Raw genomic sequence first — 13,024 nt, forward strand, 5'->3', positions numbered from 1 at the left:
TGGAGTCCGAAACTGTGCTCAAAAGGCGATAAATGCGCAAATAGCGTCATCTGGGTCCGGAAGCAGGGGGACATGGTGGATGGTTACTGGATGTAAGAGTAAAGTCAGGGGTGTAAGATTCCCGGCAGCGTAGGAGTAAAGGAGTGGCAGATGATTACTGGGCGCAAGAGTAAGCTCGTAGGTGGATCATTATCAGCAGCGTAGGAGTAAAGGTAGACAGTAATTAATATGCAGAAGATATCCCAAAGAGGGTAACCCAGCATCCATGAACTAGATGCTGGGTTACCCTCTTTTAGTAAGCTGGATTGTATTGTTGTTCCTTTTTATAATCGTTTGGAGGGAGACCTACCTCTTGTTTGAAAAGCTTGGAGAAATAGGAGTAGTTGCTATAGCCAACTTTGTTCGCGACGGTATATACAGACATATTTGTGGTTTCCAATAAATGTTTCGCAGCCGCGATTCGGACGTGGATGACATAACTGCCTAATGAAACCCCAGTTTCTCGTTTGAATATCCTTGCCAGGTAATCAGGATTGAGATAGACAATTTCAGCCAAATCATTTCGGGTCAGGTCATCGCCGTAATGTGAATGAATGTATTGTTTGATTTCTTCTGCGACGGACTTAGGCTGGGCAGCAAAGTCACGATATTTCATGGCTGTAGTGACAAGGTATTTAAGATATTCTTCCATATCCTCGATTGAATCCAAAGAGTGCATAGATAATTTATCATTAGTTTTGCCAGAGTATAATTTGTGTGATCTTATCCCTTTCAGGTTGAGAAATGAATAGACTAGCTGTACTACATCTAAACGGAACAAGCTAAGGACAGAGGTCTCAAGTGTTCTATTGTTAAGCATGACCTTTAAATATTGTGTAACTTCTTCAAGAAAAGCAGTGAATTTATTCTGATTCAGCAGTTCTTCCAAATAGGCAAGATCCGGTGGTGTATAGCCCGGTTTATTTTGATGCAGATAAGCCTCCACCAAAAAGGTCTGATTTCTGCATCTCGTAATTTCTTCATCCATAGTCAGGGATTGTTTTAGAACATTCCCCACATTACTCAGTTTATCGTTTAAACCAATATTGCAGCAGACATCACATTTTAAATAAGGATTCGCCTTTTGAATAAAAGAAGCACATAATGCTTCAAGCAGTTGCGTATCTGGAGCCTGGTTCCATTTTAATATGGCGATCCAGTTATAATCTTTGTATTCCAGAATGCTTTCGATGGTAAAACAAGGGTGCTGAAACAATTCGTACAATACATTTAGCAGGGCAAAATCAAACAGATCCTTTTCTTCTTTTCCCATACTGCCATTGTAAGGGAATAAGTTAAATATCAAAGGCTGTAGGGTATCACTCATTTGATAGGAGAGGTTTTGTTCTTCAATGGCATGTGTGATGTCTGACAATTTAATCGGAAATGATGTACTGCCACTAACTAACTTCCGCCAAAAATGCTCAAGAATCTTCGCCTGATTTTTTTGCCAAAAGTAACCGCCCTGAATGGCTTTTTCGTTTTTTTGCTGCTCTTTTGCTTGGGTAACCGCCTTATGGATGATCAACATCAGCTTGTCAAATTCAATGGGCTTAAGGAAATATTCAAAGCTCTGCAATTCGATTGCTTTCTGCGCATAGTTGAAATCTGCATAATTGGTAAGAAGAATAGTCTGAATACTATAATTTCCCTCGCGAATCCATGCTAGTAATTCCAGTCCGCTGCCCTGTGGCATTTCAATATCTGAAATCAGAATTTGAACAGAATGCTTTTCTATTATTTCACGTGCTTGAGCGACATTATTAGCCGTATAAACAGTATCAATGTGTAGTGATTCCCAATCAATTTTCTTTTGCAATGCGGCAATAACATAAAAGTCATCATCAACAAGCAGTACATTCATAGTTTGCTCTCCATTCATTTAGATTTATTAGGAAGCTTCGGAAGATATAAGATTACACTAGCGCCGCCGCCCTCCAAATTGGAGAAGGTAACGGTTGCTCTTTTTAAATATAGGTACTCTAGTCTTTTAAGCGTATTCATAATGCCGATTTGTGTACCTTTACTTTGATCCAAGGGCTCTCCAAGATTAAGTTTCTCTAACACTTGAGGTGGAAAACCGGGACCGGTGTCGGTGAGCTGGATAACGAGCATTTCTTCTTCCTGCTCCATCTGTAATCGTTGTACTGTAAGTCTGATTTCGGCTTCATGTTCGCGTGAAATCGCATATTTAATTGAATTTTCGATAAAGGTTTGCAGCACTAACGGTGGAATTTCCACACTGCCTGCCTGATCCTCTTGTTCGATGTAATAAATAAATGCGTCCTGATAACGTTGCTTTTGAATCTCCAAGTAGGTTCGGACATGCTCGATTTCATCCTCCAACCGGACAAAATTCTCGCCATTCTGAAAAATGTAACGGAAATACTTAGAGGTAGACAACGTCATATTTTCAATTTCTTTATACATATGAATTTGCGCCATGCTATAGATGCTAGTCAGACAGTTTAAGAAAAAGTGTGGTTTAATCTGTAGCTTCATATAGTCCAGCTGTATTCTTTGTTTCTCCAGTTCCTGCTCGTACATAGCGATTTTAAAGGTTTTGATTTGTTCAACCAAGCCTTTAAACTGAGTGTTTGCCTGTTCCAGCTCTATAATCTCACTGCTTCTGAAATCTGCGGGTTGCCCAGACTCATTAATGAAAGCAAGGTTATCGGAGAAGCTTTGAATCGGACCTAACACTCTTTTTTTGAAAAAGAGCAGAACAATGCATAACGTGGAGGTCACAATGAAGAACAATAACATAATAAGCAGCTGGGCAATCATGATTTTTTCGAATATGCCATATTTAATGACCATTTTGGTGCTGAAGGTGGTGTCTGAGAATGCACTGTTGATTGTTGTACGCGATTGCAAAAGATTAGAGAATCCCCCATTTTCCGTTATTAGCTTTCCGCTATTGGAGATCGGACTAGTTAAAGGCTGTTCATTCTCATCTACTAGAGAAACATAACCATTGGCGCCAAGATTAATTTGGCGTAGCGGCCGGATCAGATTATCTGCGGAGATCAGTCCAATTAAATAGCGATTGTAATAGGGCACGATATTAATCACATAATAATGGTTGTTTACTAGAATAGGCGTCCATTTGGAATAAAACTTCTCGTACATCTCCTTATCATCAATATAAGAAATAATCTTCTTTTTCAGCTCCCTGTAATCCGTATAGGTTACGCTGATCGGTGCGCAATTCAAAAAATAGGTCTCATTTTTCAAATAGTAGAAGAAGTTATACTCATGCCCGTAGTTTTTTTGCAGCTCGGTAAAGCGTTTGAACAGATTATCATTTGCCTTTAAGAACTCGATACTGTTGACCCCGTAAGTATTCATCGTTAGTAAGCTCTCATCGTTCCCAAGCGTCCAGCCCATATAGTGATTAATGTAGGCAAAATCATGATTAATACGATTGATGTAAAGCGCCGCAGTATCCTGCAAATTTCGAGTGGACTGCTGCTTAACGATGGAAATGGAAGCGATGCTGATTCCTAAATCCAGAATAAGGACTGTGAATGAAACCAACATCATGACTTTTATATAATGGCGAATGGGGTAGGTTTTGTGTTTCGCTGTTTTTTTGATCATAAAGTCATTATAAAACCTCTGCGTGAAAAAAACATAAGAACTCGCTAGCGATTTCCCTCAAAGTCCGGATAGCACATACAGAAGTCGGGATACTGTTATTAAATCTCCCCAAGTAGAGCATTTAGCTTTTGCATTTTTTGTAAGCGAATTCAAAGGTCTGGATAACCGTCTTAATGTGTCCGGAATACGAAAAAATAAGAAGTTATTATAAAGCTATTCAGATGCATTTTGATAAATTGAAATGGGGGATTAAGAGATGAGTCAACACAGTAAGAAAAAAACTGCAAAGAAATGGACTGTGGGTCTGCTGGCGGCTGCGATGGTATTTGGAATTGCTGGCTGCGGCGGTAACAACGGGAATAATGCAGCGACAAATGAAACGAGCAGCTATAACAAAGAAGGTCTGCCGATTGTGAATGAGCCTGTAACACTTAAAGTGCTGACTGTCCGTTGGGGGAGTATGGGGGACACCTTTACGCAAAACCAATGGCTGAAGGATCTGGAGAAAAATACGAATGTCAAAATCGATTGGCAAGTGATGTCCTCCAATGATTGGGGTGAGCAGAAGTCGATTATGCTGGCGAGTGGCACGCTTCCGGATATCGTCTTGGGAAATCAAACCTTTGGGGATGCCGATATCGTAAATAATCTAAGCTTTTTCCGGCCGCTTGATGATTATATTGAGCAAAATATGCCTAATCTCAAAGCAGCTATGGAAGAAACCCCAGAAATGAAAAAAATCAGCACATTTCCTGACGGGAAAATCTACTCACTGCCAACAAGACTTCCTGCACGTCCAAAAAGCTCACGTCAGCCTGTGATTAACAAGACCTGGCTGGACAAATTGGGCTTGAAGGTGCCTGAAACGATTGATGAGCTTTATAACGTGCTCAAAGCTTTTAAAGAACAAGATCCGAATGGTAATGGAAAACAAGATGAGATTCCTTTTATTGAAATTGGTAATGACTTGATCAGTCCTTTCGGAATTGCCGATTTGAATAACAATAATATGATCATCAAGGACGGAAAAGCGATATATTTCCCTGTTTCAGAGGAGTTCAAAGAAGGTCTCAAATGGGAAAATAAATTGTATGCGGAAGGCTTGCTAGATAAAGAGGTATTCACTCAGGACGATACGATGAGATCGGCTAAGTTCCAGAATCCGGATGCTCCAATTGTAGGCTTTACGTACCAGTGGACTCCAGACGCCGTGTTTGGAAAATGGAGCGATCAATATGTGACGATTCCACCGATTGCCGGACCAGATGGTAAACGTTATACGATCGGGAATCCGATTGGGATGAATCTTAACCGTAATGAGCTGCTGATCACCACATCCTGCAAATATCCTGAGGTTGCTGCACGTTGGGCAGATCAGTTCTACACTGACGAAGCGAGTATTCAGAATTTCTGGGGTGCAATTGGAACGGTTATTAAGAAAAACGATGATAGCACTTATACATTGATGGATCCACCTGCTGGAACCAGCGCAGATGCTTGGTATTGGGATCAATCCTTACGTGATTTTGGACCGAAATATGTGAGTCCTTCCTTTGAATCGAAAATCGTCCTGAACCCTGAAAGTGGAGATGGACTGAAGCTGCAACTGGATAAGCTGGGCAGTGAATATGTAACAACACCTTTCCCTAACGTAATGTACACTTCTGAGGAGTTCGAGGAGCTGCCAACCTTGACTACGGATATCGACAGCTATGTGAATACTATGCGGGCGCAATTTATTAGCAAAGGCGGAATTGACGAGGGCTGGGATGCTTATGTGAGCAAGCTTAATAAAATGGGACTTGAAAAGTTAGTTAAGATTCGCACGGATGCTTACACCCGTTATATGAACGTGAAATAACCTATTCGTCTTTCGAAAAAGGTGCTGCCCTACAGGATAGCTGTGGGGTAGCATTCTCTATTTTAAATAAGGAGGGGATGTCATGAAATCTGGTCCACTTCATTTCGGGCGGAAATTCGGACAAATCAAACAAAATTGGGGTCTCTATCTATTGCTTTTTCCTGCTGTAGTTCTGACGTTATTATTCGCGTACAAGCCAATGTACGGGGTGCTGATTGCCTTCAAGGATTATAGCCCTGCGTTGGGAATTGGGGGCAGCCCATGGGCTGGATTCAAATACTTCGAGAAATTCTTTCATTCCTATCAATTTTCATCAACGATTAAAAACACATTGATCATCAGTGTGTACAGTCTGATTACCTTTCCGATTCCAATTATACTGGCGTTGATGGTTAACCAGATGAGACCTAACCGGTTTAGACGTTTTTTCCAGACGGTGTCTTATATGCCGCACTTTATCTCCACGGTAGTAATGGTGGGTTTAATGATGATTTTGTTCTCACCTAGCACCGGACTGCTGGGCAATATATATAGTCTTTTTGGTAAAGAGGCTCCTGATCTGATTGGCTCCGCTGGATTATTCAGCAGTGTATATGTTTGGTCGGATGTGTGGCAGCATGTCGGCTGGGACAGCATTATCTTTATCGCTGCGCTCTCCGCAGTTGATCCTAGCTTGTACGAGGCGGCAACCGTAGACGGAGCAAGCCGGATGCATAAAATTCGTTATATCGATATTCCGATGCTGATGCCAACAGCGATAACCCTGCTTATTTTGCGGGTCGGAGGACTGCTTGGGGTTGGCTTTGAAAAAGTGTACCTAATGCAAAATGACTTGAACATCACTTCAAGTGAAATTCTTTCTACTTATGTCTACAAAATTGGCTTGCTCAGCAGTCAATACAGCTTTTCCTCGGCGATCAACCTATTCAACACCGTTATTAATTTTATTTTATTGATCATGGTCAATCAGATATCTAAAAAACTAAGCGAAAATAGCTTGTGGTAGAAGGGAGGAGAATTGAAATGGGAGGTTTAGAGACAGTTACTAAAGGGAATGTGGGGAAAATAAAGAAGAATCGTTCTTCGGATACTATAATGGAAATAGTGATGTATGTTATATCAGCAATTTTTCTAGTTATCTTAATCTATCCGCTGTATTTTATCGTCATTGCTTCGTTCAGTGATCCTTCCGCGGTGGCGGGGGGGCAGGTTTGGTTATTTCCTAAAGGGTTCACCTTCGATGGTTACAAAGAGCTGCTGCGTCATGAAAATATTTGGATCGGTTACTGGAATACCGTCATGTATACGGTGGTAGGGACGGCAATCGGTTTAATTGTAAATATTTCTGCGGCCTATGCGTTGTCCAGAAAGGATCTTGTGGGACGAAAATATCTTTCCCTGTTTTTCATCTTTACGATGTTTTTTAATGGGGGGTTAATTCCGACTTTTCTAACGATCCGTGATTTCCATCTGTACGATACATTTCTGGTGATGGTACTGCCTTTCTCCGTTGGGGTGTTTAACATAATCGTTGCCCGCACCTTTTTTCAGTCGAGTATTCCGGGAGATTTATGGGAAGCTGCACAGATCGATGGTTGTGGAAATCTTCGTTATTTTCTACAGATCGTTTTACCACTGTCGAAGGCGATTATTGCCGTGCTGGGTCTATGGATCGCCGTTGGTTACTGGAATTCATATTTTAATGCTTTGATCTATCTGAAAAATCCTAATATGTATCCTTTGCAGCTGATCCTGCGAAATATTCTGATCACCAATCAGATGCAGTCGGGGATGGGAACCGGGGAAGCTGCGCAAATCGCACTACGACTCGCCAATATGATGCGGTATTCTGTTATTATCGTGGCAACGGTTCCGATCATGTGCGTGTACCCTTTTGTACAAAAATACTTTAACCAAGGGGTAATGATCGGCGCAGTGAAGGAATAGTACATTCAGCTATTCTACTAACATTCGTAAGGGAGCAAGAACGTTATGAAAAAGCAACAAAAAAACAGGATATATAGAACAATCACCGTCATTCTTTTAGTGACAACGTTGCTTGCTAGCCTTACAGCTTGTAAAGGGAACAGTGGGATTAATTCTGTTGAAACTGAACCGGGTGAATTTAACAAAGAAGGATTGCCGATAGTGGATAAGCCTGTGACGCTGAAAGTACTCACTGTCCGGTGGGTCAGCATGGGAGATTCTTTTACCGAGAATCAATGGCTCAAGGATTTGGAGAAGAACACGAATGTCAAAATCGAGTGGCAGGTGATGTCCTCCAATGATTGGAGTGAACGGAAGTCTATTATGCTGGCCAGCGGCACACTTCCAGATATCATTTTAGGGAGTCAGACCTTCGGAGATGCGGATATCGTCAATAATTTAAGCTTATTTCGGCCGTTAGATGACTATATTGAGCACAACATGCCTAATCTCAAAGCAGCTATGGAAGAAACACCGGAAATGAAAAAAATCAGCACCTTTCCTGACGGGAAAATCTACTCGCTGCCTGCAAGATTACCCTCACGTCCTAAAAGCTCACGTCAGCCTGTGATTAACAAAACCTGGCTGGACAAATTGGGTTTGAAGGTACCGGATACGATAGACGATCTTTATAACGTGCTAAAAGCATTCAAAGAACAAGATCCGAATGGAAACGGAAAACAGGATGAGATTCCTTTTATCGAATTAAGTAATGATCTAATCAGTCCCTTCGGAATCGCAGATTTGAATAATAACTTCATGGTGGTCAAGGACGGAAATGCGGTTTATTACCCGATTTCAGAAGAGTACAAAGAAGGGCTCAAATGGGAGAGCAAATTATTTAAAGACGGATTACTCGATAAAGAAGTATTCACTCAAGACGAAACGATGAGATCGGCAAAGTTTCTAAATCCGGATGCCCCAATCGTAGGCTTCTCTTATCAGTGGACGCCAGACGCTATGTTTGGCAAATGGAGTGATCAATATGTGACCATTCCGCCAATTGCTGGACCAGACGGGAAGCGCTACACCGTTGGGAACCCGTATGGGATGAATCTGGAACGCAACGAGCTGTTGATCACCATATCCTGCAAGTATCCAGAAATTGCAGCACGCTGGGCGGATCAGTTCTATACCAATGAAGCCAGCATTCAGAATTTCTGGGGTGCCATTGGAACGGTGATTAAGAAAAATGACAACGGTACGTATACATTGATGGACCCTCCAACCGGCACCAGTGCAGATGCTTGGTATTGGGAACAGTCACTCCGGGATTTCGGGCCGAAATATGTGAGCCCAGCTTTTGAAAAGACCATCTTTCTAAATCCCAAAACCGGAGATGGGCTGAAGCTACAACTCGATAAGCTGGGAAGTGACTACACAACACCACCTTTCCCTAACGTAATGTACACTGCAGAAGAGTTTCAGGAGCTGCCGACCTTGACCACCGATATTGATAGTTACGTCAATACAATGCGTGCTCAATTTATAATCTCAGGTGATATTGACGAGCAGTGGGATGACTATGTGAAGCAGCTGCGGGGGATGGGCCTCGAAAAGATGGTGAAAATTCGGACAGATGCTTTCAGCCGTTATATCGGCGTTGAATAACAAGAAATGGGGTTTTTACTTGATGGGAAATACGATGAAAGAGCCAACCCCTTTGGCGACCCAATTAAAGCTGCGTTCTGAACCAGGCAGTAATGCTGACGCGATTATTCAGGGGGAGTGCTATCGGTTCACTGTCTTAACTCCGGAGCTTATCCGGATGGAATATAGTGAGGAAGGATATTTCGAAGATCGGGCGTCACAGACCGTTGTGAATCGCAATTTTCCGGTTCCAGAGTTCCGCGTAATGGATCTGGGGAATAAACTTGAGTTGATTACGAAGCGCCTGCATTTAACTTATGACAAACAGCCTTTCTCCCGGCATGGTCTCAGTATTCGGGTGAGAAACGAAGCGGGTCATTTAATGAGTGTCTGGAATTATGGAGATACAGTCCAAGATTTGGGAGGGACAGCACGTACACTGGATAATGCAGATGGTGCCATTCCGCTGGAGCACGGACTACTCTCACGTGCCGGGTATACGTTAGTTGATGATAGCACCTCCCTAGTACTGGAAGAGGATGGACGGGTAGAGCTACGGGCGTTGGCTGGCCTCGATGTTTATTTTTTTGGATACGGTCATGATTATTTGCACTGCTTGAAGGATTTCTATCACCTTTGCGGTCGTACGCCCCTATTGCCACGTTATGCCCTTGGCAACTGGTGGAGCCGTTATTACCGATATTCAGAAGAAGAATACAAAGCGCTAATGGAGCGGTTTGAGCTCGAGCGAATTCCGTTTTCCGTCGCTGTTATAGATATGGATTGGCATCTCGTCGATATTGATCCGCAGTACGGCAGTGGTTGGACGGGTTATACCTGGAACCGGGAATTGTTCCCGGAGCCTCAAAGATTTTTGGCATGGCTGCATGAAAAAGGACTTCGAGTAACGCTCAACGTACATCCAGCAGACGGTGTACGGGCGTTTGAAGATCCTTATCTTGCCATTGCTGCGGAGATGGGTATGGACCCGGAAAAAGGGGATGCTGTGGAATTTGATATCACGGATCCGAATTTTTTGCGAGCATACTTTAAGTTTCTGCATCATCCGCTAGAAAATGAAGGTGTGGATTTCTGGTGGATTGATTGGCAGCAGGGTGGAGTGACTAAAGTACCGGGACTAGATCCGCTTTGGATGCTGAACCATTATCACTATCTGGATAGCGGCCGGAGAGGCAACCGGCAGATTACTTTTTCCCGTTATGCAGGTCTTGGCAGCCATCGTTATCCTGTGGGCTTCTCTGGAGATACCATTGTCACTTGGGAGTCGCTGGATTTCCAGCCATACTTCACAGCCAACGCCGCTAACGTGGGATATGGTTGGTGGAGCCATGATATCGGGGGCCATATGAATGGTTATTTAGACGATGAGTTGGCAATGCGCTGGGTGCAATTCGGTGTGTTTTCGCCTATTCTGCGGTTACATAGTTCTGCTAGTGCCTTTAACAGCAAGGAGCCATGGCGATTCAATAAGATTGCGGAAGATGTGATAAAGGATTGCCTGCGCTTGCGGCATAGTTTACTTCCCTATCTGTACACCATGAATCGCTACGCCAGCCGCGATAGTCTTCCGCTAATCCGACCGATGTATTATCATCATGCGTTGTCGAATGAAGCCTATGAAGTGCCCAATGAATATTATTTCGGAACGGAACTTATTGCCTGTCCGATTACACAGCCGGTCAACCCAAAGGTAGGCGTTGCCGAATTTAAGGCTTGGTTACCAGAAGGGGTTTGGATAGATTTTTTTAACGGAAGAGTGTACGACGGTGGCAGAAAGCTTTCTCTCTATCGCAATCTAGAAAATATCCCTGTATTAGCTAAAGCAGGTGCTATTGTGCCCATGGCAGATCTGACGCAATATACGTCTTCAGTGGATAATCCGAGGCATATGGAGGTCCGTGTGTTTGCGGGAGGAAGGGGTCATTTTCATCTCTGGGAGGATGAGGGGGATACTGCGGAGGATCAGGATGATCAATGGTGCGATACAGAAATGATCCTGGAAATGGGGGATAAAGCCAGCTTCAAGATTCTCTCTGCTCAGGGAAATACAAAGGTTGTGCCTGAGCGGCGATCATGGAAGTTGTCCTTTGTCGGTTTTGCTGATACGAAGGTACAGGTATTCGCTGGCGGCACAGAAATCGAAGCAAACATAGACTATGATGAGGCAACACATACGCTTACGATCATGATCTCGGATCAAGCGGTAGAGCATTCCTTGGAGGTAACGTTCACAGATGCCCGGATTGCGGTGAATTCTGTAGATGATGAGGTGTTCAGCCTTCTGAACCGTGCGCAAATTCTTTTCCAATTGAAAGAACAAATTTACCATGTAGTCAAAGCAGCAGTAACGCCGATGGCGGCCCTGGCTTCTCTTGCCTCGTTGGATCTTGAACATACACTGTATGGAGCGTTATGCGAAATACTATCAGCAAGGCTTTAAGCACTATTTCTTTTAATTTAATAAAAAAGGAGGTTCTCTCTGTGCGCTGGCATAAAGAGAACCTCTTTTTATTAGAAATGAACAGCTGCTACTTAATTAGCAGGGTTTGAATGGCATGAGCCGGAATCATGTTCTCAGCCAGTTCGTCATGGAAGCGCAAGGTGAATGGAAGCTCTTGCTCTGTGCGGTTCATAACGATAACAGCAATAGTGCCATCAGGGTTGCGGAAAGCTGTTGTTTCAAGCTTATCTGTATATTTAGAGAAACCAATGCGTTTAGCACCCGGACGAATATATTTACTGAAGTGCCCGATGTAATAGAAAGAGCTCTCAAAAGTAATTTCATCGTTTTTGGTATCTCCGATAATTGGAGCGTCGCAGTAATTTCCTACATGGTTAGGTCCACCTTGCTCATCCAAGACAATGTTCCAGTCTGTCCAGCTCGACATCCAGTTGTTCAGATTGCCAATGATATCATGTCCGTAACGTTCACCGGTGTTCCATGAGCCGAGATGAACGCCACCTTCTTGGCAGCCTTCGCTGAAGAACAGCTTTTTATCTGGGAAACGATCATGAACGGCAGAGAGGGCTTCGAAGTGATCACCGGAATACCAGTGAAAGCAGATTCCCCATATGTATTTGGACGCTGCTTGATCTTCAAAAGCAACCTTAGCACGGTCATACACCCGTTCTTTATTATGATCCCAGATCATAACCTTTACATGGCCCAAGCCCGCTTGTTCCAGAGCAGGTCCCAAGTAGTCACGCACAAAATCCTTTTCTTCTTCGGCGGTATACAGGCAGGAATCCCATCTTTGTACAGCTTTGGCTTCATTCTGAACACTGACAGCCCAGATATCAATCCCTTCTGCAGTGTACGCCTCAATATATTTAACGAACATGTTAGCCCAAGCCTTACGATATTCAGGCTTAAGAGCTCCGCCTCCGTTCATTTGCCCGTTAGTCTTCATGAACGCTGGAGGACTCCATGGGGAAGAGAACAGACGGAAATCTTCACCTACTGCTGCGGCAGCATTTTTTATGAGGGGGATAACCGACTCGTGATCTCTGGAAATATCGAACGAACGTAGCTCCGCATCGCCTTCCTCTACATAAGCATAGTTGCCCAGTGAGAAGTCGCAGCTTTGGATATGTGAGCGGCAAAGGGTATATCCAATGCCGTGCTCAGGATGAAAATAAGCGTCGATGATTTCTTTTTGTTTAGCTGCACTAAGCTTAGCGATAGTAACGGCAGAGGACTCCGTAAGAGCTCCACCAAAGCCTTCAATTTCTTGATACTCCAGATCATCATAGATATTGATTAGCTCTGATTCGACTCCTGACGTATCGGGAAGGAAAATCAGAGGGTCCTTTTCTGTTAAACGATCCGTGGTTTCTTTAGCGGTTTGAATGACGCGAATAGTTTTACTCATAATGCTTGATAACCTCCTACATATGAATTCTGTCTTTATTATAGAAGGAGAT

Annotated in this window: 8 protein-coding genes; 5 read left to right on the plus strand and 3 right to left on the minus strand. The window is 43.3% G+C overall.

Annotation, left to right across the window (positions count from 1 at the left end):
* Positions 1 to 292: 292 nt before the first annotated feature.
* The gene (locus tag MKX34_RS11280; protein ID WP_036689748.1) at positions 293 to 1,903 is read right to left on the minus strand and encodes a helix-turn-helix domain-containing protein; all 1,611 of its coding nucleotides are present in this window, start codon (positions 1,901 to 1,903) and stop codon (positions 293 to 295) included.
* Positions 1,904 to 1,917: 14 nt separating this feature from the next.
* Positions 1,918 to 3,585, minus strand: a complete 1,668-nt coding sequence (locus MKX34_RS11285; protein ID WP_143759070.1) for a sensor histidine kinase — start codon at positions 3,583 to 3,585, stop codon at positions 1,918 to 1,920.
* A 313-nt stretch (positions 3,586 to 3,898) separates the two neighbouring features.
* Here MKX34_RS11285 and MKX34_RS11290 point away from each other — a divergent pair, with 313 nt between their 5' ends.
* The 5 genes from MKX34_RS11290 (at position 3,899) to MKX34_RS11310 (ending at position 11,540) form a co-directional block, all read left to right on the plus strand.
* The gene (locus MKX34_RS11290; protein ID WP_076105382.1) at positions 3,899 to 5,503 is read left to right on the plus strand and encodes an extracellular solute-binding protein; all 1,605 of its coding nucleotides are present in this window, start codon (positions 3,899 to 3,901) and stop codon (positions 5,501 to 5,503) included.
* An 82-nt stretch (positions 5,504 to 5,585) separates the two neighbouring features.
* Complete coding sequence (locus tag MKX34_RS11295; protein ID WP_036689753.1) at positions 5,586 to 6,509, plus strand: ABC transporter permease subunit; 924 nt, start codon at positions 5,586 to 5,588, stop codon at positions 6,507 to 6,509.
* A 17-nt stretch (positions 6,510 to 6,526) separates the two neighbouring features.
* Positions 6,527 to 7,450, plus strand: a complete 924-nt coding sequence (locus MKX34_RS11300) for a carbohydrate ABC transporter permease (protein WP_076105383.1) — start codon at positions 6,527 to 6,529, stop codon at positions 7,448 to 7,450.
* Positions 7,451 to 7,495: 45 nt separating this feature from the next.
* A complete protein-coding gene (locus MKX34_RS11305) occupies positions 7,496 to 9,100 on the plus strand; it encodes an extracellular solute-binding protein (protein WP_051491642.1) in 1,605 nt (534 codons plus the stop codon).
* 22 nt (positions 9,101 to 9,122) lie between these two features.
* Positions 9,123 to 11,540 carry a TIM-barrel domain-containing protein gene (locus tag MKX34_RS11310; RefSeq protein WP_256715505.1) on the plus strand — a complete coding sequence of 806 codons (2,418 nt, stop codon included), beginning with the start codon at positions 9,123 to 9,125 and terminating at the stop codon, positions 11,538 to 11,540.
* A gap of 88 nt (positions 11,541 to 11,628) precedes the next feature.
* Here the strand turns inward: MKX34_RS11310 and MKX34_RS11315 are convergent, their stop codons facing one another.
* The gene (locus MKX34_RS11315) at positions 11,629 to 12,972 is read right to left on the minus strand and encodes a glycoside hydrolase family 30 protein (protein ID WP_038570011.1); all 1,344 of its coding nucleotides are present in this window, start codon (positions 12,970 to 12,972) and stop codon (positions 11,629 to 11,631) included.
* Between the last annotated feature and the right edge of the window lie 52 nt (positions 12,973 to 13,024).

The sequence above is a fragment of the Paenibacillus sp. FSL R5-0636 genome, assembly GCF_037974255.1.
GTDB lineage: Bacteria > Bacillota > Bacilli > Paenibacillales > Paenibacillaceae > Paenibacillus_AQ > Paenibacillus_AQ odorifer.

Bases quoted from the DNA above. Each gene is read 5' to 3' on its own strand.
- MKX34_RS11315 (WP_038570011.1), bottom strand. From the start codon at position 12,972: ATGAGTAAAACTATTCGCGTCATTCAAACCGCTAAAGAAACCACGGAT.
- MKX34_RS11300 (WP_076105383.1), top strand. From the start codon at position 6,527: ATGGGAGGTTTAGAGACAGTTACTAAAGGGAATGTGGGGAAAATAAAG.
- MKX34_RS11310 (WP_256715505.1), top strand. From the start codon at position 9,123: ATGGGAAATACGATGAAAGAGCCAACCCCTTTGGCGACCCAATTAAAG.
- MKX34_RS11280 (WP_036689748.1), bottom strand. From the start codon at position 1,903: ATGAATGTACTGCTTGTTGATGATGACTTTTATGTTATTGCCGCATTG.
- MKX34_RS11305 (WP_051491642.1), top strand. From the start codon at position 7,496: ATGAAAAAGCAACAAAAAAACAGGATATATAGAACAATCACCGTCATT.
- MKX34_RS11290 (WP_076105382.1), top strand. From the start codon at position 3,899: ATGAGTCAACACAGTAAGAAAAAAACTGCAAAGAAATGGACTGTGGGT.
- MKX34_RS11285 (WP_143759070.1), bottom strand. From the start codon at position 3,585: ATGATGTTGGTTTCATTCACAGTCCTTATTCTGGATTTAGGAATCAGC.
- MKX34_RS11295 (WP_036689753.1), top strand. From the start codon at position 5,586: ATGAAATCTGGTCCACTTCATTTCGGGCGGAAATTCGGACAAATCAAA.